Source organism: Pseudoalteromonas sp. ASV78, from assembly GCF_047806705.1.
GTDB lineage: Bacteria > Pseudomonadota > Gammaproteobacteria > Enterobacterales > Alteromonadaceae > Pseudoalteromonas > Pseudoalteromonas prydzensis_A.
In genome coordinates this window covers 15,564-36,960 of the sequence record NZ_JBLOPA010000002.1, presented here as the reverse complement: position 1 = coordinate 36,960, position 21,397 = coordinate 15,564, and the positions used below count along the sequence as shown (strand labels likewise).

21 protein-coding genes are annotated in these 21,397 nt (G+C 41.7%); 12 read left to right on the top strand and 9 right to left on the bottom strand.

Features of this window, described 5'->3' with window-relative positions; translation table 11 throughout:
- Position 1 precedes the first annotated feature (1 nt).
- The 6 genes from ACMVDV_RS18375 (at position 2) to ACMVDV_RS18350 (ending at position 3,867) form a co-directional block, all read left to right on the top strand.
- Positions 2-970, top strand: coding sequence for a calcium/sodium antiporter (locus tag ACMVDV_RS18375; protein ID WP_416159150.1), 969 nt, complete (start codon positions 2-4; stop codon positions 968-970).
- Positions 971-1,040: 70 nt separating this feature from the next.
- On the top strand, positions 1,041-1,892 hold the full coding sequence (locus tag ACMVDV_RS18370) for a mechanosensitive ion channel family protein (RefSeq protein WP_416159149.1): 852 nt from the start codon (positions 1,041-1,043) through the stop codon (positions 1,890-1,892).
- The gene (locus tag ACMVDV_RS18365) at positions 1,889-2,293 is read left to right on the top strand and encodes an FAD:protein FMN transferase (RefSeq protein WP_416159148.1); all 405 of its coding nucleotides are present in this window, start codon (positions 1,889-1,891) and stop codon (positions 2,291-2,293) included. Before ACMVDV_RS18370 ends, ACMVDV_RS18365 begins: the two co-directional genes overlap by 4 nt.
- The gene (locus ACMVDV_RS18360; RefSeq protein WP_416159147.1) at positions 2,280-2,912 is read left to right on the top strand and encodes an FAD:protein FMN transferase; all 633 of its coding nucleotides are present in this window, start codon (positions 2,280-2,282) and stop codon (positions 2,910-2,912) included. Before ACMVDV_RS18365 ends, ACMVDV_RS18360 begins: the two co-directional genes overlap by 14 nt.
- On the top strand, positions 2,879-3,634 hold the full coding sequence (locus ACMVDV_RS18355) for a CorA family divalent cation transporter (RefSeq protein WP_416159146.1): 756 nt from the start codon (positions 2,879-2,881) through the stop codon (positions 3,632-3,634). The genes ACMVDV_RS18360 and ACMVDV_RS18355 overlap by 34 nt, the downstream gene beginning before the upstream one ends.
- Positions 3,634-3,867: a CorA family divalent cation transporter gene (locus ACMVDV_RS18350; protein ID WP_416159145.1), complete on the top strand. Its 234-nt coding sequence runs from the start codon at positions 3,634-3,636 to the stop codon at positions 3,865-3,867. The genes ACMVDV_RS18355 and ACMVDV_RS18350 overlap by 1 nt, the downstream gene beginning before the upstream one ends.
- 103 nt (positions 3,868-3,970) lie before the next feature.
- Here the strand turns inward: ACMVDV_RS18350 and ACMVDV_RS18345 are convergent, their stop codons facing one another.
- The 3 genes from ACMVDV_RS18345 to ACMVDV_RS18335 form a co-directional block, all read right to left on the bottom strand.
- Positions 3,971-4,945 carry a sulfite exporter TauE/SafE family protein gene (locus ACMVDV_RS18345; RefSeq protein ID WP_416159144.1) on the bottom strand — a complete coding sequence of 325 codons (975 nt, stop codon included), beginning with the start codon at positions 4,943-4,945 and terminating at the stop codon, positions 3,971-3,973.
- Positions 4,946-5,090: 145 nt separating this feature from the next.
- Positions 5,091-6,596 (bottom strand): phospholipase effector Tle1 domain-containing protein, encoded by a 1,506-nt coding sequence (locus ACMVDV_RS18340; protein ID WP_416159143.1) that lies wholly within the window; start codon positions 6,594-6,596, stop codon positions 5,091-5,093.
- 155 nt (positions 6,597-6,751) lie between these two features.
- Positions 6,752-7,321: a manganese efflux pump MntP family protein gene (locus ACMVDV_RS18335; RefSeq protein ID WP_416159142.1), complete on the bottom strand. Its 570-nt coding sequence runs from the start codon at positions 7,319-7,321 to the stop codon at positions 6,752-6,754.
- Between the two features lie 167 nt (positions 7,322-7,488).
- Between ACMVDV_RS18335 and ACMVDV_RS18330 the strand changes: the two genes are divergently transcribed.
- Entirely contained in the window at positions 7,489-8,238 is a 750-nt protein-coding gene (locus tag ACMVDV_RS18330; RefSeq protein ID WP_416159141.1) for a substrate-binding periplasmic protein, read from the top strand.
- A gap of 6 nt (positions 8,239-8,244) precedes the next feature.
- Here the strand turns inward: ACMVDV_RS18330 and ACMVDV_RS18325 are convergent, their stop codons facing one another.
- A complete protein-coding gene (locus ACMVDV_RS18325; RefSeq protein ID WP_416159140.1) occupies positions 8,245-9,549 on the bottom strand; it encodes an NAD(P)/FAD-dependent oxidoreductase in 1,305 nt (434 codons plus the stop codon).
- 264 nt (positions 9,550-9,813) lie between these two features.
- Here ACMVDV_RS18325 and ACMVDV_RS18320 point away from each other — a divergent pair, with 264 nt between their 5' ends.
- Complete coding sequence (locus ACMVDV_RS18320; protein WP_416159139.1) at positions 9,814-11,751, top strand: ATP-dependent DNA helicase RecQ; 1,938 nt, start codon at positions 9,814-9,816, stop codon at positions 11,749-11,751.
- Between the two features lie 45 nt (positions 11,752-11,796).
- On the top strand, positions 11,797-12,123 hold the full coding sequence (locus ACMVDV_RS18315) for a YkgJ family cysteine cluster protein (protein WP_416159138.1): 327 nt from the start codon (positions 11,797-11,799) through the stop codon (positions 12,121-12,123).
- An 84-nt stretch (positions 12,124-12,207) separates the two neighbouring features.
- On the opposite strand, the gene ACMVDV_RS18310 is transcribed toward ACMVDV_RS18315, so the two are convergent.
- From ACMVDV_RS18310 to ACMVDV_RS18300, 3 genes are read right to left on the bottom strand one after another with little or no spacing between them, the layout of a single operon-like run.
- The gene (locus ACMVDV_RS18310; RefSeq protein ID WP_416159137.1) at positions 12,208-13,572 is read right to left on the bottom strand and encodes a TrkH family potassium uptake protein; all 1,365 of its coding nucleotides are present in this window, start codon (positions 13,570-13,572) and stop codon (positions 12,208-12,210) included.
- 3 nt (positions 13,573-13,575) lie between these two features.
- On the bottom strand, positions 13,576-14,229 hold the full coding sequence (locus ACMVDV_RS18305) for a potassium channel family protein (RefSeq protein WP_304181921.1): 654 nt from the start codon (positions 14,227-14,229) through the stop codon (positions 13,576-13,578).
- A gap of 12 nt (positions 14,230-14,241) precedes the next feature.
- A complete protein-coding gene (locus ACMVDV_RS18300) occupies positions 14,242-15,696 on the bottom strand; it encodes a TrkH family potassium uptake protein (protein WP_416159136.1) in 1,455 nt (484 codons plus the stop codon).
- A 148-nt stretch (positions 15,697-15,844) separates the two neighbouring features.
- On the opposite strand from ACMVDV_RS18300, the gene ACMVDV_RS18295 reads away from it, so the two are divergent.
- The 3 genes from ACMVDV_RS18295 to ACMVDV_RS18285 all read left to right on the top strand — a co-directional run bounded on the left by ACMVDV_RS18295 (position 15,845) and on the right by ACMVDV_RS18285 (position 18,824).
- Positions 15,845-17,170 (top strand): DUF4118 domain-containing protein, encoded by a 1,326-nt coding sequence (locus tag ACMVDV_RS18295; protein WP_304181925.1) that lies wholly within the window; start codon positions 15,845-15,847, stop codon positions 17,168-17,170.
- Complete coding sequence (locus tag ACMVDV_RS18290) at positions 17,163-17,831, top strand: response regulator (protein WP_304181927.1); 669 nt, start codon at positions 17,163-17,165, stop codon at positions 17,829-17,831. The genes ACMVDV_RS18295 and ACMVDV_RS18290 overlap by 8 nt, the downstream gene beginning before the upstream one ends.
- A 201-nt stretch (positions 17,832-18,032) precedes the next feature.
- Positions 18,033-18,824 (top strand): diguanylate cyclase, encoded by a 792-nt coding sequence (locus ACMVDV_RS18285; RefSeq protein WP_416159135.1) that lies wholly within the window; start codon positions 18,033-18,035, stop codon positions 18,822-18,824.
- A 102-nt stretch (positions 18,825-18,926) separates the two neighbouring features.
- Here ACMVDV_RS18285 and ACMVDV_RS18280 read toward each other — a convergent pair whose 3' ends face one another.
- Together ACMVDV_RS18280 and ACMVDV_RS18275 are read right to left on the bottom strand one after the other, a co-directional pair.
- Positions 18,927-20,549 carry a methyl-accepting chemotaxis protein gene (locus ACMVDV_RS18280; protein ID WP_416159134.1) on the bottom strand — a complete coding sequence of 541 codons (1,623 nt, stop codon included), beginning with the start codon at positions 20,547-20,549 and terminating at the stop codon, positions 18,927-18,929.
- Between the two features lie 222 nt (positions 20,550-20,771).
- The gene (locus ACMVDV_RS18275) at positions 20,772-21,389 is read right to left on the bottom strand and encodes a glutathione S-transferase family protein (protein WP_416159133.1); all 618 of its coding nucleotides are present in this window, start codon (positions 21,387-21,389) and stop codon (positions 20,772-20,774) included.
- Positions 21,390-21,397: the final 8 nt, after the last annotated feature.

The following is a 21,397-nucleotide window of genomic DNA, read 5'->3' as shown; positions in this document are numbered from 1 at the left end:
TATGACCCTCGCGATTTTAGCCATTTTAGGTGGCTTTATTTTATTGGTTTGGAGCGCTGACCGCTTTGTTGAAGGTGCGGCCGCGACTGCAAAATATGCTGGCATGCCGTCACTGCTAATTGGAATGGTCATTGTTGGTTTCGGTACGTCTGCGCCTGAAATGGTGGTCTCTGCCATGGCGGCCATTGATGGCAATCCTGATTTGGCCCTTGGTAATGCGCTGGGTTCAAATATTGTTAATACCGGATTGATACTGGGTATTACCGCCATTATTACGCCAATTTTAGTGCAGTCAAAAATAGTCAGAAAAGAAATCCCATTATTATTACTGATAAGTTTAGCGCTGGGTCATTTTCTTTGGGATGGCGCGTTAACTCGTGTTGAATCAATCCTTCTTTTGGTAGGTTTTTTTACGTTAATTGGCTGGAGCATATACTCTGCCATGAAAGGCAAAGGAGACATATTAGAAGGCGAAATGGACCAAGAACTGGCAGAACGCGCCATGCCGATAAAAAAGGCGGTTTTTTGGCTAGTACTTGGGCTGGTATTACTGATAGTGAGTTCGCGAGTACTTGTCTGGGGAGCGGTTAGTATTGCAGAAGTACTGGGTGTGAGTGATTTAATTATCGGTTTAACAATTGTCGCATTGGGCACCTCGCTACCTGAATTAGCAGCATCCATCATCGCGGTTAGAAAAGGTGAACATGACATCGTTATTGGCAACGTGGTGGGGTCGAACATGTTTAACTTACTGGCAGTAACGGGTATAGCGGGCTTTATATCTCCCATTACAAGCTTGTCTGGGGAGGTTATGTCTCGCGACTGGTTGGTTATGATGGGCTTGACACTCGCGTTACTATTCATGGCGTATGGCTTTCGTGGCGCTGGACGGATTAACCGATTTGAAGGTGCGGGCTTGTTGGTCGCATTTTGTGCTTACAATGTCTGGTTAGTTTCGTCTGTTATTTGATAACGACATTTAAAAATTAAGAAATTTGCATTTGAACTCGGTTCAAATGCATATAAAGAAAGAGATATATATGAAAGATTCACTTATTCAATTTTGGCAAAGTCATTCTGAGACAATAATAGCACTCGGTTATAATTTAATTTTAGCGATTGTTATTTTGGTGGCTAGCTCATTGATAGCAAGAGCAGTACGCAAAGCGATTCAAAACACTAACTCTAAGTTGAATAAAGTCGACGCGACCCTGATACCAATATTTTCAACCGTAGCCAGCTACGCGGTATATGTCATCGGCAGTGTATTTATTTTAGACATCTTTGGTGTAAATACTGCCAGCCTTATCGCTTTAGTTGGTGCGGCAGGTTTGGCAGTTGGTCTTGCGCTTAAAGATACACTCAGCAACATCGCTGCTGGGATCATGCTTCTGATATTACGACCTTTTAAAACTGGCGATTTTATCGAGTTTGGCTCCACTCAAGGGACAGTTCAAGAAATCAGTTTATTCACTACAGTGCTTGAAACCATAGATGGCTTGTATATTGCTTCACCGAATAGCGTTTTGTGGGGAAATAACATTAAAAACTTTACTCGCAATGGTAAACGCCGCATGGATATTGTTGTGGGTATTTCCTATTCAGACTCGATAGATGACGGGTTTAAAATATTGCAGGCGTTAGCAGCAAATGAATCAAGATTGATGACTGAACCAGCGCCTCAAGTCATGGTTGCATCCATGGCCGATAGTGCGGTAAATATTCAGCTTAGAGCATGGGCAACCAATGAAAACTATTGGTCTGCTTATTGGGATTTGAATAAACAAGTAAAAGAAGCCATTGAAGCCGCTGGCCTGACGATCCCTTTTCCACAACGCACACTGCACGTTGTTTCTGAGCAACGTTTACCTACCGAAAAGGATAAGTCATGAAGCGATTAACTTTGGTGGTGTTGACCAGCTTAATGCTTGGCTTGGTGGCTTGTTCTAAGCCTGTTGAGGTACAAATGTTAAGTGGCGCTGCACAAGGCACCACTTGGCACGTTTCAGTGTGGAGCGACTCCGCAATTGATACCGAAAGATTACAGGAAGAGATAGAAGCTGAGTTCCTGCGAATTGATAAAATGATGTCGAATTACCGCCAAGACTCTATCATTGAGCAGTTTAACCGCAATCAAAATCCTCAAGCTATTGAAGTGGGAGAAGAAATTGTCAACTTGGTTAACATTGCTCGGCAAGTGAGTCAGGCAACCAATGGCTGCTATGATTTGACCGTTAAGCCGCTCTTTGATTTGTGGGGGTTTAGCAAAGATGTATTTAATGCCCCCCTCTGAGACAGACATTCAAAATGTCATAAAAAAAATTGGCCTAAGCTATCTTACCTCACCAACACAAACCAGCTTATTAAAAAAACAGCCTGAACTAAGTGTTGATCTATCCTCGATAGCACAAGGCTACAGTGTATCACGTATTGCTAAGGTTGTTGAAAAAGTAGGAATAACCGATTACCTAGTCGAAATAGGTGGTGAGATGCAAACACGCGGGCATAAACCAGATGGCTCGTTCTGGCGCATTGCGATAGAACGCCCATTACCTGGCGATAGGGCTGTTCACAAGGTAATTGATATTAAGCAGGATGATTCAATTGCCATTATGACGTCGGGCACTTACCGACACTACTTCGATGAACAAGGCCAGCGCTATAGTCATGTTTTAGATGCACGAACAGGCAAACCTGTTACTCATTCTACCTTATCTGTTACTGTACTTCATGACGACCCTACGCAAGCAGATGCGTGGTCAACTGCTTTACTGTGCCTCGGTGAAAGTGATGCTATACGAGTCGCTAACGAACATGGTGTTGTCGCTTTTATTATTGCAGAAGAGCAGGGCTTGCTAATCGAGTACAGCAGTAAAGCGTGGAATACGATGAAAAATATAGGGGTAAACTGATGTTAAGACTATTCTCAATTCACCAGAATATCATTCAGGAAATTGAACATGATGCTGAAAATCTATCTAGTGTCATAAACAATGCGCAATGGATAGATGTCCATGACGCTAATGACTTTGATCGCACTTTTTTGACTCGGTTGTTACATACAGAGCTTCCTGAATCCAATGATATTGAAGAGATCGAAGCCTCTGCACGCTGTTTTGTTGATAAATCGGGCATTCATATCCATTCACTGTTTATGACGCCGTCTGAAGGACGGCATCAGACTGTGAGTGTCGCGTGTATTTTACAGAAAGAACGATTGATCACGATCCACGATGGCGATATTGCAGACTTTCGTTTGCTGAGAATGCGAGCGCGTCGTGGGCAAGTAGAATCACGTTCGCCGCAAGACTTGCTACTGACATTATTGGAACAAAAAGTTGAGAATCACGCTGACTCGCTGGAAGATTTACACCGAGAGTTAGAGGCCGTGAGCTATTTAGTATTGGAGGATGAGTCATCTGAACTGGAAGAAGCGATAGGAAAGCTGGCTAGACTGGAAGACACAAATGGTAAAATCCGTCTGTGTTTAATGGATACACAACGAGATATCTCATTTTTACTCAGACACTTGTCTGTTCAATCGTCAGAACAGGAAACGCTTAGAGAAATCATGCGGGATATTGAGACCTTGATGTCACATACCACCTTTTTATTCGATAAAATTAATTTTTGATGGATTCAACACAAGGTTTTATCAATATAGAACAAAATAAAATTATAAAGATTTTTTCTATTGCTGCCGTCGTATTTTTGCCTCCAACGCTTATAGCGAGTATGTATGGAATGAACTTTGAATTTATGCCAGAGCTCAAGTGGACATTCGGTTACCCGTGGGCTATCGGGTTGATGATTGTGGCCGGTTTTTCACCTTACTTGTATTTTAAACGCAAGGGGTGGCTTAAATAACGAGATTGTGAAAAGTAAATAAGCTGGCTCAGCTTCTTAGACCAATATGGCTATAAACACAGGCCAATTTATTGTGGTTAGTTATTTTGACGTCAAACTAATTTTATTTTGCAAAACTTGAATCAGTGGTGTTTTCCCCAGTGTGGTTTGCAGGAAACTCTTGCCTTTCTCCTGCGAGCTTTGCACCCCAACGGCGTAATAATTCAAAACCGCCTAAGCAAATAGCGACGGCTAAGGTGGATATCAATATGCCTGATATTCCCAGTAGTTTTTGCTCTGAAAATAGCGTCCAAATGAACTGACCGACACACAAGGCTGCAACAACTAATAGGGTGGGTTTACGTCCTATTTTAGCAACGATGAACACCCCTAGTGGGGCACCTAAGGCTACAACAGGCGCTGCTGCCAACCAGTTTTCATAGACACCTGGCTGCAATCCTTGTCCCGAAAATACTTTTGTTGCCACTGCCAATATGGAATTAAACGCCATGATGACCACTGATGTAGGGATGGCAATTTTTAAATCAGCCCGACATACCAGTACAAGTGCGGTATACAGGACCATGTCAATACCAACGCCCGTGGCAGAGGTAATGGTAGCGCCTGCAATAAGTCCAAGCCACATACCAAACTTAAAATCCCATCTCTCATTAAATTCGGTCATGCCAGTATGACCGGCTATTTCGTTTATTCTAAACAGATGTAATAAACCAAAACTCGCCCAAACAACCGCAAAAATAAGTTTTATCCATAGTTCGGGTACGTAAGGCGCAATAAAGAAAATACCTAATGGCGTACCAATAAGGGACCCGGCAATTGCTCCATTTAATATTGCCTTAGCTAAGGGTTGCCGACGAGCAAGAATAAAAATACTGGCGCTGGTCATGCCGATAGCTTGAATTGCAAAACTAAAATCACGGCCAAGACTGGCAGGTAGCTCAAATAACAGCACTAACACCGGAAAACCAACCGTACCACCTCCCATTGGGGTTGAACCAGCGGCATAGCTTCCTATGGCCATAGCAAGTGCCATAGGCCAATGTTCAAGCGCGGTAGTCCATTGCGCTTGGTCTATCATTAACCATAACCAAATGCTGTAAAAAATACCTAGCCAAAGAAACCAGAGCCATGGATATTTTTTTTGTGGATGCAGTAAATTCATAGCATTAATATGTAGTTTATTATGGCAATAAGCGTATCACATTTGTGCAGTATGGGTATTTTTATCCTAAACGCGTCACTTTAACCTTAATACGACCCGTATTAGCGCCATAAAAACGTTTCAAATCATTAGCGAAAGGACAAAACTCTCCTGATCTGGTGATTTTAATATCGGCGCCACCGGCTATTTCAAACAGGTTGTCATCGTTGTTATCAATAGCGCCAATTAATGCAAACCACTGTGCGTGTGGCAAGCGTCGAAACGGTTCGAGTAAAGCCATGGGGATTTCTTTTACGCCTAATTGCACGTTATCACGGTGCCAACCTTGTGGCCCGCAACTGACTCCGTCGTCATACCAAACTTGTTCAGGGTAGGGGGTAAAACGATAGGTACCACCTTGCTCTAGCATTAAGCCAGTGTGATTATAAGGCTCTGCACCATATACCATAACATCTTTACTCTCAGCTTGGGCTAGGAGTGTCATATGTTGTTTATCGAGCGCTATATGTGGGCTTAAACCGGTAAAGGTAAGGGTCGTATCGTCACTATACAGCACTTGGTATTTGAGACTTTTCAGTGATTCAGGTCGGTAACTGGTTAAGCGATTAATGCGCTCAGCCACGCTTTGATGGACAAGGGGGGTTAAATCACTTTGTTCGTTATCAACTAATACGCAGCACTCTCTATCAATCAGTTTAAATAATGGATTAAACCAAAAGTAATTTTGTTGATGGCTAAGTGCTAATGGATCGGGGGTAATAGTCACATCATCTTGAGCAATTAAAGCGTTGCGCTCTGATGGTAATAATACGCTGTAGTCAATTTGTGTGCTGGTTAGCAAATGCAGCTGCAGAGGTTGTTCTATTAACCACTCTAAGGCATAACGTAAGCAAATATCGGCTAACCCATCGCGGTAGTAGCCACCACCAACATCAGAGTGGGCACCCGCAAACCAAATTTCGTGAACATGGGGAGCATGGTTAATTAAGGTTGGCTCGAATGCGCGGCGTTTTTCATCCAGTGCGACACAATGCAGCGCCGTGGTTATGTTTGTTGCCAGGGTATAGTTTTCAAAAATAACATGCTCAGCACCCCGGGTGGCTTTAGTTACTTTAGATAAACCAATTGAGGCAACGGTATCAAAGACACATAAATAAACGTCTGTGCTGAGCAGTGGCTCTAGGCATTTCGCAAAGCGTCGAGCAAGCGCTGCACCACGACTAAAACCGGTTAATAACACTCTATCGCCAACTTGATAATAGCTGTTAAAGTCATTGATAGCGCGATTTAAAATGCTGGCAACGTCATCGCCTCGGGGCGCAAATGATTGATTAAGTAACCGTTTAAAACGACTGCCTTGGGTACCAATTCCTTGGTAATAAAAACTAAGTTGGTTAGCAAATGGAGTGTGAGGTTCGTTATTTAATGCGCCGCCAAATAACAAATGTAGTTTAAGGATATTGGTGATACTGGCATCTTCTTTAAAATGTGCAGAACTGAACTGCTCGGCATCACGGGGCTCACTGCCGGTACCATCAAAGTTGAAAATCAGCGTTTTAGCCGTCATAGCATCATTCCTTTTAGTTGGTTTATCCTAATTTACAGGGGAAATATTAAAATTTGAAGACAAATTTGTATATTGCAGATCAAATGCAGAGCAACCATAAATTGCTTACTTTTTACCGGCGCTGCCAGCAACGCCACAACAATAACCTGTAAATATTAGCCTGCGCTTAGGTGTGAATATAAAATCCAAATACCAATAATAATAAGAGCGATACCGCCAAACGCTTCGGCCTTTTTGCCAACCATAGCACCTATTACATGGCCAAGCAGTGAGCCTATGGTGACCATTATTGTGGTCGCAAGGCCTATCATGGCCGCAGCTAAGTAAATATTAACGTTTAAAAATGCCAGGCTAATACCCACTGTCATCGCATCAATACTGGTGCCAACAGCGGTCAGTAAGGTGGCGAGTAAAGTACGTTTTTTAGTTTCTGGTTGTGGTTGGGTATCGCTCTTTTTTGCGCTTTCAATAAGCATATGAACACCTAGCGCAACCAGTAACACAAAGGCTATCCAATGATCCCACGCTGCGACGTAAGCTGAACCTGCGCTGCCAATAAACCAGCCAATAAGTGGCGCAATAGCTTCGATACAACCAAAAATCAGGCCTAATTTTAGCGCATTGATAAGGCGCGGGTTTTTCAAGCTGGCACCTTTACCGATAGATGCTGCAAAGGCATCAGTCGACATGGCCAGCGAAAGTAATGAAAGCGTGAGAATATTCAAGTGAGTGCCCCTCAAAAATGCCGTATTATAGAGAAATACGCGATAAACGGATACACAATTGAATGTGCTATTTACGCTATGACTAGAAAGGCTGCAGCTCTGTCTGCATATACAGCTGAGTGTTTATTAGTCTACACTTTACAATTATAACATTTGGCCTTAGTCCGATGATTAGACTTATAATTGCTTTGTTGCTGGTGGGTCACTGTTTTTCTCCTGTATTGGCCCAACCGCAAGCTACGCCATTAGTCGGTGCTCATAGTCAGTGGCCTCCTTATGTTATGAAAGATGGTACAGGTCTTACAGATGAATTAGTTGGCGCCGTTTTTGCTGATCAGGGGATTGAATTTAACATGCAAGTTGCGCCATTTAGTCGCGCCATTCGAATGTTAGAACAAACGAAAATTGATCTGATCCCTGCGTTGTGGTGGACAGCGCAGCGCGCTGAAACAATATTATTTAGTGACCCATATTTTGACAATCAACTAAGCGTCATCACTAAAAACATGTTAGCTATAAATTTTACTGGTGCCGCCAGTTTACAGCACTTAACGATAAGTACTATTCGTGGCTATGGCTATCATGATTTTTTGCAAACAATTAAAGGGCTTACGGTGGTGCAGTTAAATGATTTGCATGCTTGCTTAGAACAAGTGCAAAAAGGCCGTGTGGATGTTGCTTTAGCCGATAGTTGGGCTGCGCGTTATGAAATAATGCAAGATAGCCAATTAGCTGAATTAACTATCTTACAACCCGTTTTAATAACCCGTGCGTTACATATAGGCGTACACAAATCCCATCCTCAGGCCAAGCAAATTATTAGTGCTTTTAACCGAGGACTGCAGAATATTCGTCGCTCAGGTGAATATGCGCAAATAAGTGCCCGCTATGAGCAAACTTTAGCGATACCACCATGAGTTGTATTAATGCAGCTTCATTTTCGGTCTTACCACCCGCAACACTTTTTCGCTGATCCACAATGCAAAGGTTTTTGCGCTGCCATGAATGGCGCGTTGGTGCATACGATACAGTGATATATACATAAAGCGGGCAATTTTACCTTCAATAAAAAAGCTATTGCTGGTGAGGTTACCCATTAAACTGCCTACGGTGCTGTAGCGTGATAAATTAACTAACGAGCCATGATCGTTATATTCAAATCCGCGGAGGGGTTGTTGGCGTAAAGTCGCGATTAAGTTTTTTTCAACACATTGCGCCATTTGGTGAGCCGACTGCGCGCGCGGTGGCACGAGTTTGCCATCTTGTTGGGTAAATGCACAGCAATCACCCAATACATAAATTCGCTCATCAACGTTACTCTGTAGGAAATCATTGACCATTATTTGATTATTACGGGTGAGCTCAAAAACTCCTAGTTCTTTAACAAAGTCAGGGGCTTTAACGCCAGCTGCCCAGACCATGATATCGGCATTAATGTGTTCATCATCTTTAGTGATAAAACCCTGCTCAGTGGCTTGCTTAACTTGAGTATTTTCACGCACGGTGACGCCTAATTTTAATAGCTCTCGTTTTGCAGAATTAGCAATTCTATCCGGTAAAGCGGGTAGTATTCGTGGGCCAGCTTCAATTAGGTGAATATGTAAACGTTTGGCCGACATATTGGTCAAACCATAAAGTTTTAATAGATCGGATACATGGTAAAGTTCAGCCGAAAGCTCGACTCCCGTTGCACCACCGCCAACAATGGCGATATTTAAGGCATGTTGTGGGTCGTCGTCTTGGTGTAAGCGGGTAAAGTTATCGAGTAGCGCGTGTTGAAAACGTTCGGCCTGTTGGTTTGAATCAAGGTAAAAGCAATGCTCTTTAATACCAGGAGTGTTGAAGTCGTTACTGACACTGCCGATGGCAATTACCAAGTAGTCATAATGGAAGGTGCGTTGTGGCAAAATTTGATGACCCAATTCATCATTTAAAGCACTTAAAGTAATGGTTTTATTGGTGTTATCGAGGTCACAAAAAGTACCAAGTTGAAAATTGTAATGGTGCTTTGCAGCATGGGCTGAGTAAACTACACCGTCTAAATCGGCATCAATAGATCCCGTAGCTACTTCATGCAGTAACGGCTTCCAAATATGAGTGCGATTTTTATCTATGAGTAGAATATCTGCGTGCTGTTTCTTTCCTAGTTTATGTCCTAATTGCGTTGCCAGCTCTAAGCCGCCTGCGCCACCACCGATGATGACGATTTTAGGATGTGTAGTTATCATTACGTTGCCCTCAAAAGAATTATACCTAAACACTCTTATGGTGGCTCAAGGCGAAGAACACTTAGGTATTGAGCAGACAAAAAGCTTTAAAATACCTTGTCAAGCAACCAGTTAATAATGCGCCTTTTAAATTGATTTGTCAGTAAATTTAATGGGAACAAATAGATAAGCCAAGAAAATAAAGCAAAAAAAAGTTACCATGGCAGGTATTGAATTTTCAAACTATAATTTCCTTTATTAGGGAATTATAATAAAGGGAATATTATGAACGACACGCTACTTTCCTCGCTTGAGCAGCATTTTGGTTTTAATCAATTTCGTCAAGGCCAGCAACAAACCATTGAGCAACTGCTAAACAATCAATCTTCATTGGCAATTTTCCCCACTGGCTCTGGCAAATCATTGTGTTATCAATTAACGGCATTGCATTTGCCGCATTTAACCTTAGTGGTTTCGCCGTTATTGGCATTAATGAAAGATCAAATCAGCTTTTTAAATAGTAAAGGCATTTATGCCGCAAGTTTAGATTCAAGCCAAACTACAGAGCAAAGTCACACTGTAATGAGCGATGTGCGTGCAGGTAAAGTTAAAATTTTAATGGTGTCGGTGGAGCGGTTTAAAAATGAACGGTTTCGTGAGTTTATTAATCAAATCGCTATTTCTATGCTGGTGGTTGATGAAGCGCACTGTATTTCTGAATGGGGTCATAACTTTAGACCTGATTATTTAAAACTGCCTCGATATCGCGATGAACTTAATATTCCATTGGTGCTGCTGTTAACTGCAACGGCGACCAAAAAAGTAAAACGTGATATGAGTGAGCGTTTTGCAATTGCCCCAGAATGCATTGTACAAACCGGATTTTATCGGGCTAATTTAGACTTATCGGTACTCAGTGTAAAAAGCGCTGATAAAGCAAGCACATTGGCTAATATTGTGCGCGAGCAAACGGGCCCAGGAATTGTCTATGTGACCTTGCAGCATACAGCTGAGCAAGTCGCTGAAGCACTTAGTCGCCAAGGTTTACACGCTGTGGCTTATCATGCTGGGCTTGAAGATACTCTGCGTTATGGTATTCAAGATGATTTTATGGCGGGTAAAATTAATGTCGTTGTTGCTACGATTGCGTTTGGTATGGGGATAGATAAATCAGATATCCGTTTTGTTATACATTATGATTTACCAAAGTCGATTGAAAACTACAGCCAAGAGATTGGCCGTGCAGGGCGAGATGGGCAGCCTGCAAAGTGTTATACCTTAGCCAATTTAGATGGCTTAAATACCGTAGAAAACTTTGTTTACGGCGATACCCCAGAACTCAGTGGGATTGAATTTGTTATCAACGATATTCGCCAACATCACGATCAACAACAGCAATGGGAGATGCAAGAATACAGTCTCTCAAGTGATAGTAATATTCGTCAATTAGCGCTTAAAACCTTGCTCGTACAACTGGAAATGCAAGGCGCGATAACGCCACTTTATGCTTACTACGCTGATTTTAAATATAAGTTTTTAGAAGACAAAGCCACGTTGTTAAGTCATTTTGATGCAGCTCGGCAAGAATTCTTAAATTTAATATTTAGCCATACCCAGTTTAAAAAAATCTGGGGTACACTTAATTTTGACACGCTTACCCAAGCCGCTCAGGCGGATCGCAAACGGGTGGTTGCAGCCCTTGATTATTTAGCCGAGAAGAATTTAATTGCGCTGGAAACCAAGCGGATCACCCAAGTCTATCAAGTACATAATGAGGTGCTCAATAATCCTGAGTTGGCTCAGCAATTACACAGCTATTTTGTTGATAAAGAGCAAGCTGAGATCAAACGTATTGCGGCGCTTATTCGCTTTTTTGAGCTAAAAAGCTGTTTGAGCTATAACCTTGCTCGTTATTTTGACGACCATCAAGCGCCAGAACAATGCGGGCATTGCTCAGTATGCAGAGGACAAGCCGTAACGCTTGAATATTCACAAGTACCTCGCTTCGCTGACGATGCTGTAATTTATCAAAAGGTTGACGAGTTACTTAGTCATCTAGCCAGTAAAGGGGTTAATAATATCGGTATAGAAACCCAATGCCGCTTTTTAGCGGGGATGAGCGTGCCGTTATTTACTCGTAATAAAGTCCGCCAGCTCAGCGGTTTTGGCTTGTGCGAGCAACAACGCTATAGTGAAATAAAAGCGAAATTACTGGCACGTTAAACTCACTCAGGTATGCTAGAGGCTTATTCGTAACAGTAAGTCTCTATGCCTCACATTGTTCACCCCGATGAAAACGTTATTGTCGTTAAAAATATCACATCAGCTCCAGAGCCTGTAACGTGTGCAAATTGCCAAGCCTGTTGTTGTCAGTTGGAAGTGCGCATAGTCACCGACACTGGTGTGCCATTTCATTATATTGAATATGATAAATGGGGCAGCGAAGTGATGAAACGCGCCGATGATGGCTGGTGCCAAGCGCTTGATCGCAACACGTTAATGTGTTCAATCTACGAAAACCGCCCATTAGTTTGCCGCGAATTTGAGATGGCGTCAGGGGAGTGTATAACTGAGCGTGAATTGGCGGGCATTTAGTTTTTATTTGATATGAATAACCATTATGGCACAGTAAAATAGCTGAGCTCGGGCTAAAAATAACGCACCACGAGCTCAACTGCATTAACCAATAGACAGTTTGGTGCTTGGATAGCGAAGTTTTTTACTTCTTGGGCTTGCTAAAAAGTAAGCAATGGTTAGGGGACCAATCCGGCCTATAAACATTAAGAACATAATAATGAATTCTCCTATAGGCGATAACGAACCTGTTAGCCCACGGGATAAACCCACCGTGCCAATTGCCGATACCGCTTCAAACGCTACATCAATAAACGGCGCATCTTCTACCAAGAGTAAAGTGAAAATAGCTAACCAAGTGACTCCCGCTGAAATAATAGTCAATGCCAATGCTTTGTAAATGGTTTCTTTATCAATTTCTCTACGCAGCACTGTAACGCCTTTATCGCGGCGTAAGTAGCTGTAGGTCGCTAAAATTAACACCACAAAGGTCACCACTTTGATACCACTGGCGGTGCTGAGCGAGCCACCACCAATAAACATTAACATCATAGTCAGTGCAGTACTGGCATTGCGTAGCTCTTCGATTGCGAGGGTATTAAAACCAGCGGTTCGCGGTGTGACTGCTTGAAACCACGCAGCTAACCATTTACCGAGTTCACTTAATGGTTGTAAAGTATTGGGGTTATTGTATTCAATGGCATAAATAAGCAACAGCGCCACCACGTTAATAACCACGGTGCTGATGATCATTAACTTACTGTAAGTACACAGCCCTGCCCAGCGCTTTGATTTGTATAAATCCATCCACACAGTGAAACCAAGGCCACCAATAATAAATAAACCAGTAATGGTGAGGTTGACGACCGGATCGGCCACATACTCCATCAAGCTATTAGGACTAAGCGCAAAACCAGCGTTATTAAAGGCACTGATGGTATAAAATACCGCATGTAACAAGGCTTTTAACCAGCCCAATTCTTGACCCCAATACAAGGTGAGAATAATAATGCCTAAGGTTTCCACCAACAGCGAAAACAGCAATACTGACTTGGCGGTGCTGACTAAGGTTGACGTATCAGTTTGATTAAATGCCGCTTTGGTAACGGTTTTTTGTAAAAATCCTACTTTGTTACCTAACGCAATTAAGGTTACTACGGCAAAGGTCATTAGCCCCAGTCCACCTAATTGAATCAGCAGCGCTATAATGGCTTGTCCAAATCCTGTGAATGCTGAGCCAGTATCAACCACCACGAGTCCGGTTACGGTCACCGCAGAGGTTGCAGTAAATAAGCTTTGCTCCCAACTGATCGGAATATGTGCTGCAAAGGGCAGTTTGAGCAGGATTGCACCGAGTATTATCAAAATAATAAAACCAGCACTTAAAATCACTGGCGGTGCGGCGTTCAGTTTTCTACTACCCCTTGGTTTTCGCTCAATTGGGGTTTTTAAGGGGTGCCATTGGACCATGTTTTATACCAGCCTTGGGGCAATATGCTTTAATTCTGCGCGGTTACCTGATAGCAGTAATGCATCGTGTTCATGTAAGATAAAGTCATGATCGAGTTTAACAAAAGTGTGTTTACCACGTTTTACCAGTAGCGGATCGATTGCCCCTTTGATGTCGTTAAGTAGCACTCCTAAAGACATCCCCTGCAAATGTGCCTTGATATGAATTTCAACAACATATAAGCCATTACCCAGGGAGATATAGTCGTTCACCATTGGATAATTTAGCGCTTGCGCAACACGCACTCCCATTTCTTCCTCGGGGTGAATAATACGTGTAACGCCCAGCTTCGATATTATCGTATGGTGCGCTTTAGTACCGGCTTTAACCCATATTTGCTTAACGGCTAAGTTTTTTAGTGCCAAGGTACACAGTATGCTGGATTGCATATCTTCACCAATCGCGACTAACACAGCTTCACTATTTGCTAAATCGAGTTCTTTTAACGCCGCTTCATCTGTTGAATCGCATACCACTGTCTCTGATAAGTGCTCAACATATTTTTCGGCGAGTTTTGGGTTGCTATCAACGCCCGTCACTGTGTGTCCTAAATGGATCAACTCAAGACTTGCTGCAATGCCAAAGCGGCCTAAACCAATAACTGTAAAATGTGCCATAGTATTCCTTCGTTACTTTTTCCAAAAGCTATGAGTAAAAAGTGCAAAAACAGTAAAATATTCTAACCGACCCACGATCATGGCGACCGAGAGTATCCAAGTGCCGGTGTCTGAAACAGGCTGAAAGTTAGCGCCAACTTCACCAAAGCCAGGGCCAAGTACATTAACGCATGCGGCTACAGCAGTAAACGCACTCCAAAAATCAAGACCCGTAGCCATTAACATCAATGTAAATAGTAAACTAGACGTTGCCGCAAAGGTCATAAACGCCATAATTGCGTGAAGGATGTCATCTTTTACAGGAATGTCTTGATATTTAATCGTAAAAATAGCGCGTGGGTGCAGTAATTGTTTGATATTTTTGTTGATAATTTTTGCGACTATTACATTTCTAATTATTTTATTACCACCGGCTGTGGAGCCAGCACAGCCTCCTAAATAACCAGCAATCACTAAGATAGTGGCTGTTACTGCAGGCCATTCAGTAAAACTGGCAGATCCATAACCGGTGCTGGTAATGAAAGACACAATATGAAATGTTGCAAAGCTGAATGCTTCAAGAGTGTTCGTATAGGTTTCATTAAGTAATAGTAGGGCGGCAACTAACACCGACAAAAATAAAATAATATAAATAAAGTAGCGGGTTTCTTCATCATTATAATAACTGCCAATACTTTTTTTATAAGCGACTCTAAAGTGCAAACCAAAATTAATCGCACCTGCGATCATAAATAGATTTGATATCCACAGCAGTAAATGACTTTGATAAAACCACATGCTGGCATCGTGCGTCGAAAAGCCACCAGTTGAAACAGTGGTAAAGGCATGGGCAATGGCATCGTAAAAACTCATTCCGCCGGCATAATAAGCTAAAGTACAAAGCACAGTGATTACCAAATAAACACCCCATAAATAATGGGCGGTACTGGCTACGCGCGGAGTCAGTTTTTCATCTTTAATGGGGCCAGGCGTTTCTGCCTTTAATAACTTCATGCCACCTACATTGAGCATAGGTAAAATAGCTACCACAAAGATAACAATGCCTAGTCCGCCCATCCACTGTAAAAATTGCCGGTAAAGTAAGAATGTTGGTGGCATATTATCTAACCCAGATAAAATGGTTGCCCCTGTCGTAGTGAGTGCACTAATTGATTCAAAAACGCCGTCGGTAAAACTGACACCGGTAATAAAAACAATAGGCAGAGCCCCCAACGTACCAGCAATAGCCCAAGTGACGGTGGCATAAATTAAGGCATCCCTAAAACTGGCCGCAGAAAGATTTGCTTTATTCAGATTAACAAGAATTAACAAACCGGTAGTGAGCATTGTTAAGCCAGGAATGAGAAAGCTTGCGATCACACGATCTTTAAAAATAAACAACGACAGCGTAGAAAAAATAAGCTGGACAGTGCCCATCCAAATAATTGGAAATGCCAGTAATCGTAATGTGATTCTCCAGTTTATCATAAGATAACCTTTTGCAAATTATTGCCGACGATTGTAAAGCCTAAGAAAGGTTTAACGAACAATTTTATAGAATCTTTATAAAAACTTTATAGAGGCAAATGTGAAAAGACAGTAATCTAGCCACTTAATCTATATAAATAAGGTTGTGATGAAAAAAATAGGGGAAAAGTCGTTTTGGTATAAGGCATTATTGCTTAGTTTAGTTATGCCACTATTGGTGGTTATGGCCATTTACCCTTTTAAAAACTGGTTTACTACCACCGATATTGTCATGCTACAGCTGTTATGGGTGGCGTGGGTTGCTGTACGCAGTAATCGGCGAGTTGCAGCCATTACCACTTTGGTCAGTGTGGCGTGCACCGATTGGTTTTTTGTTACTCCGTATTTTACCTTTCATATTGAAAATATTGAGTATTTAGTCACTTTTTTGGTAATGCTCATAGTGGGGTTAATGATCAGCCAGTTAGCGGGTGAATTAAATACCAAAGTGCGAGATGGGCAATTACACGCGAGTAATAGTCGAACACTTTATGAGCTAGCTAAAGGGTTAAATAGTTTAGACACACTGGATGAGCAAAAGCAGTATTTTCAGCAACTTATTAGCGATCATTTAGCCATTACTTGCCAGTTTCAACAAACACGTCAGCAACCGACTGGCGAATTTATGCTATTAAGTGATAAAGAGCATAGCTTGGGAGGCTTTGCTTTTACAACGTTACTGTCTGAAGGACAAAGGAGCTTCGTAAATACCGCCATTTCATTACTGTATCAGGTACATGAGAAAACCTCACTGAGGCAGCAGTCGGCGGCTATTTCAGTGCAAGCTGAACTCGAGCGCGCTAAAAATGCATTATTACGCAGTTTATCCCATGACTTGCGCACGCCGCTGGCAACTATTATGGGCGCATCAAGCATGCTGGCCGATGATGAGATCACACTCAGTGAAGCGATAGTAAAAGAGCAGGCGGGTAATATTTTTGAGCAAAGTAAAATTCTTAATCAGCATTTTGACAAGGTGATGGAACTAAGCCGAGTCAATAAAATGGGCGAAAATCTGTGCTGGCAAACAATTAACTTGCAAGCTTTGCTAAGCGAAGCAAAAGCACGTAGGCAACAGCAATTAGTACACTTTGTGGTAACAACAAATATTGATGCCAATTCGAGCTGTCAAGGCGATGTCACACTATTAGAAATAGCGCTGGCGAATATGTTTGAAAATGCCAGCCGCTATGGCGATGGCCACGCCAAGCTCTATTTTAGTTATCAGCAACATGCGCGGCAAATTGACTACCAACTGCGTATTACCAATCGATTAGCAAGCTCACTGCAATCAAGCACCGATCAAGGTGTTGGCTTGGGCAGTGTAATTTGTGATGTGGTCGCTAAATTTCACCACGGTAGTTTTACTTTAGACATCAATGAGCAACAACAAAGTGCCAGCGCTTGCTTAGCATGGAGTAAGTTAAATGATTAATATTTTAGCTTTAGAAGACTCGCCACCATTGCAAAGTTTTTTAAAAACCCTATTAGCCGCCAGTGGTTACCAAGTGAGCATCAGTGCTAAAGGGCTCGATGGCTTTGCGCTTTTGAGCGAGCAACACTTTGATTTAGTGTTATTAGACCTAGGCTTACAAGATATGGATGGTCAAGATTGGCTGCTAGAACTTAGGCAGTGGAGTCAGTTACCGGTACTCGTGCTCTCAGCACGTGACGGTGAAGTTGAAAAAGTTACCGCCCTTGATAATGGCGCTAATGATTACCTAACTAAACCTTTTAGTGCTAATGAACTACTGGCGCGAATTCGCGTGTTACTACGTACTAATACGCAAACGAGTTTAGCTTTAACATGCGGCAGCATTACTATTGACCCACACAAGCACACAGTCACAGTGGCGCAGCAAGAAGTTAAACTCACCAAAAAAGAATATGCAATTTTACTGTTGATGTTGCAAAACAAAGATAAAGTGCTAACGCATAATGCAATATTAAGCCATGTATGGGGAGAGCAGTATATTAATCGTCCTGAATATGTTCGCGTGCATGTGGCGCAGCTAAGGCAAAAACTTGAAGTGAACCCTGCCAGCCCTAAGCATTTACTTACTGAACCTGCGGTGGGATACCGATTAGTTGATTAAAAGAATGTAAAGGGGCTTTACAGTTAAAGTTAGCAAAACTGTCGTTATTTTTTCGAATATTTGAGATCGCGCGATTAATTGCATATTATAATAAATACCAACCAGTATGAATTATCTATGTGGCTAACATTACACCCGTTAATCAAAACGCAAAGCAACAGCCTAGATATACTTTTAGTAACCCTCAATTGGCGTTGATTATTGCGCAGCTTGATTGCAGACACACCAGCAAATAGCAAAGACCTGCGTGACGATGCTCATTTAAAGTGCCAGTTTGGTCAATGGTTTGCGACACTTTCAGGTGATAAACTTAATTCTCATCCTTTATTTGCAAAAATAGGTGATGCTCATATAAAAATGCACCAAGGTGCTAAAAGTTTGCTGTCTTTAAAAGCAAGTAAACAAGCTGTGCCAGTTGATTTACTCGATCAGTTTCATCATGATTTAGATGATTTAGATGAATTACGAGAATTATTTATTGCTATAAGTGATGAGTTTTATCAGTTGATGCATAGTCGTGATCCGTTAACAGGCGCGACTAATCGTATCAATCTATTAGCTAATTTACATAAAGAACAAGCCTTATGTAAACGTAAGGAACAGCATTGTGCATTAGTGATGTTAGATTTAGATCACTTTAAGGCAGTTAATGATCAATATGGCCACGCTGCGGGGGATAAAGTACTCATTGCAGTTGTCAAATGTCTACAGTCACACTTGCGTAGTTATGATCAACTATATCGTTATGGCGGTGAAGAGTTCTTGTTATGTTTAACGCAAACTACAGTATCTGAGGCTAGATTATTTGCCGAGCGATTAAGGCAAGCAATTGCAGCGCTTAATATTGCAGTCGCTGAGGATATTACTATTTCGGTAACAGGTTCATTTGGTGTCGCGCAGCTTAATGCTAATACTGATGTTGAAACAACTATCGCCGAGGCTGATAAAGCGATGTATGCAGCAAAAGCTGCTGGGCGTAATCAAGTAAAATAACGATTTTGCTTAAATAAAAGTAAGGCCCACGGCAGTTAAATATGATTGCAGATGGGCCGAATAGATTAACATTTATTTTTATTAACTGAACCTAAACTCTAGTTAACTTACTTTAAAGTAGGTTATGTATTGTTTTAAAGTGTCAGACAACTGCGCCAACGCAACGGCTTCTTTGGCATTATTGTTAAGCGATAAGCTCGTTTCTTTTGACATATTAGCTATTTCTTCTACCCCAGTGCTGATCTCTGAAACGGTGGCCACTTGCATTGATGTTTCATCAACAATTTCGAGTACTTTTGTCAACGAGTCATTGGCTTGCTGTTGTATTTCATGCAGCAGCTGATTCGCTTCACCCATTAATATTAAACCGTTTTCAACTTTGGGAACCGTCGTTTCCATCGCTGTTACCGATGCTTGGGTGTTTTCTTGTACTTGTAGGATCATTTTTTCAATGTCACCTGTTGCATCACCGGTGCGTTGAGCTAGTTGTCTTACTTCATCAGCGACGACCGCAAAGCCTCGGCCTGATTCACCAGCACGTGCGGCTTCTATTGCCGCATTAAGAGCGAGTAAGTTTGTTTGATCTGAAATGCTGCGAATAACGCCTAATATGTCGCCAATATTTTTCACGTGATCTTGCAGTATATTGACCTGCTTAACGGTTGCTTTTACTGTGCTTGATATACCTTCAATTTCAGTGGCTACTTTTTGCACTGAGTGGCTGCCTTGCTGCGATAGTTGCGCTGTGACTTTTGAATTGTCTTCAGTTTGTTTCACCGCACTGGCAACCGAATGAATACTTTGACTCATTGTTTCTAAGCTATCCACCGCAGCATTAGTATGCGTCACTTGATTATCTGCTGCACGCAGTGCTTGTTGTGAACCAGATGCCACACTGGCAGAGTGAGATGACAGCTCATTTGAAGAGTTAATAATATTATTGACGATTGTTTTTAATTCTTTTTGCATCATTTGCACCGATGCCATCATGCTATTCGGGCAACATGAAGTTATTTCTGTCGTTAAATCGCCTTTTGCTATGCGTGCGATAATTTCAGCTGCTTGTTGTGGTTCACCACCAACCGCATTTTTAATTCGCGAACCAATAATATAGGCAACTACAGCACCAATAATAATGGCCAGTGCCGTGAGCGAGATCATCCATAGCTCAAAAGAGCTGGCTATTTCTCGTGTTTGTTCCGTTAATGTTTGGTTTGCTTGTTCTTGTAGGTTTATAAATTGATTAATGGTATTAAGCCATTGTACAAAAGAGGGACGTGCATCAGTTAACAGTAGCGTCGTTGCTTGATCAATATTATTTGCGCGTTTAGCCGCGATGATATTGGCAACCAAAGGTTGGGTGTGGGCCTCAATTTTATCAATTTTTTGCATTAATGAACGTTCAGCATCAGACATATCAGCAATCAGTGTCGACATTTGTTGGTGAGATACTTGATAAGTATCGTTGAGTTCATTTAATAAATTAACGGTACCATTTAAATCACTTGGGCTTGTTAATAAAACAACATCACGAATGGCAATTGCGCTGTCGTGTACGGCTCCTCTAAAATCGATAGCGTAGCGTTGTTTGACCGAATTGATATCGGTTATCTCTGTAATGTTGCCATCAATTTGATTAACTCTTGATGTGCCAATCACAGTTAAAGTTAGCATCATTAGTAAGATAACCCCAAAACCTGTTGCTAATCGCGTATTTATAGTCATTTATATTTTCCGTGTTTACTGTTGATGCTGTTATTTTTAAGTGACACTGCTGCTGTTGTGTAGTTGGAGTCAGTGCGTATTTAGAGTAAGAATAGCGTGATTAGGTAGTGGTAATTAATTGCGCTAAAAGGCTAACTAAAACGTTTAATCAGAGGTGAGATCTCACCTCTGATTATGGTAATGCGTTTAATGAATCTAACTTTAACTCATTAAATTAGTTTATTAATCGTACTTTGCTTCTAGCTCATTGGCGGTATGAAATTTTTCATGGCTGTGTAATTGCTCATCATAGCGAACAAGATTTTTGAAATGCGCTAGTTGACCGGCATTTTTAACAATCTCAACAATAAATGACATCATAAAGTCGGCGCCAGTTAAAGTATCGCCTACTAAATAGCGTTTACCTTCAAGTCGGGCGTTAAAGTAACTAATCACTTTAGCGGTTTCAGCATCGGCGTAGCCTTCTAAAAACTCGGTTTTAGCGCCGTCTTTTTGCACAAACATTTTTAACAATAGCGGTAAAATCGCTGAGCTTTCTGCAAAATGTAGCCACTGTTGATAATCAACGTATTCGTTTGTGCCTACTTGTGGCGCAAATTTACCGTTGCCGTATTTTGTGATCAGGTAATCGGTGATTGCGCCTGATTCGGCAATAACTAAACCGTCATCTTCAATCACCGGAGATTTACCCAGTGGGTGCACTGCTTTTAGTTCATCAGGAGCTAAAAATGTTTCGCTGCTGCGTTGATAAGCCACAATTTCGTAGTCAACGTCTAACTCTTCAAGTAACCAAATAATACGTTTAGAGCGGGATTTATTTAAATGATGTAGTTTGATCATGGTGTTCC